The organism is Spirillospora sp. NPDC127506, assembly GCF_040302145.1.
Lineage (GTDB): Bacteria > Actinomycetota > Actinomycetes > Streptosporangiales > Streptosporangiaceae > Spirillospora.
This window is the reverse complement of sequence record NZ_JBEORG010000109.1, coordinates 1-1,146: the sequence shown is the minus strand read 5'-3', so window position 1 is coordinate 1,146 and position 1,146 is coordinate 1. Positions and strand designations below refer to the sequence as shown.

Here is a 1,146-nt window from a genome sequence, read left to right as displayed (position 1 = left end):
CAGGACGGAGGGGTTGGAGGCGGACAGTTCGACGTAGGAGCCGACGCCGAAGACGGGGTGGCGCTGCCGGATCTCGATCATTTTGCGGGTCCAGTGCAGCAGGGAGCCGGGGTTGTTGGCCTGGGCTTCGACGTTGACGGCCTGGTAGCCGTAGATGGGGTCCATGATGACCGGCAGGTACAGGCGGGCGGGGTCGCATTTGGAGAAGCCGGCGTTGCGGTCGGGGGTCCATTGCATGGGGGTGCGCACGGCGTCGCGGTCGCCGAGCCAGATGTTGTCGCCCATGCCGATCTCGTCGCCGTAGTACAGCACGGGGGAGCCGGGCAGCGACAGCAGCAGGGCGGTGAACAGTTCCAGCTGGTTGCGGTCGTTGTCCAGCAGGGGGGCCAGGCGGCGGCGGATGCCGATGTTGGCTTTCATGCGGGGGTCTTTGGCGTATTCGGCGTACATGTAGTCGCGTTCTTCGTCGGTGACCATCTCCAGGGTGAGTTCGTCGTGGTTGCGCAGGAAGATGCCCCATTGGCAGGATTCGGGGATCTTGGGGGTCTGGGCCATGATCTCGGAGATGGGGTAGCGCTGTTCGCGGCGGACGGCCATGAAGATGCGGGGCATGACGGGGAAGTGGAAGGCCATGTGGCATTCGTCGCCGCCGGCGGCGGGGTCGCCGAAGTATTCCACGACGTCGGCGGGCCATTGGTTGGCTTCGGCGAGCAGGACGCGGTCGGGGTAGAGGCGGTCGACTTCGGCGCGGACGCGTTTGAGGTAGGCGTGGGTTTCGGGGAGGTTTTCGCAGTTGGTGCCTTCGCGGGCGTACAGGTAGGGGACGGCGTCCAGGCGGAAGCCGTCGATGCCCAGGTCCAGCCAGAAGCGCAGGTTCTCCAGCATGGCGTCCTGGACGGCGGGGTTGTCGTAGTTGAGGTCGGGCTGGTGGGAGAAGAAGCGGTGCCAGTAGTACTGGCCGCGGACGGGGTCGTAGGTCCAGTTGGATGATTCGGTGTCGACGAAGATGATGCGGGCTTCGGGGAAGCCGGTGTCGTCGTCGGCCCACATGTAGAAGTCCCCGAACGGCCCGTCGGGGTCGGTCCGCGACGCCTGGAACCAGGGGTGCTGATCGGAGGTGTGGTTCATCACCAGATCGGCGATGAC

1 protein-coding gene is annotated in these 1,146 nt (G+C 65.7%); it reads right to left on the bottom strand.

Translation table 11 applies throughout. The features are described 5' to 3' along the window. Positions 1-1,146: maltose alpha-D-glucosyltransferase (gene treS, locus ABTW95_RS35690; RefSeq protein ID WP_500228643.1), on the bottom strand; the 1,146-nt coding region annotated here is incomplete at both ends.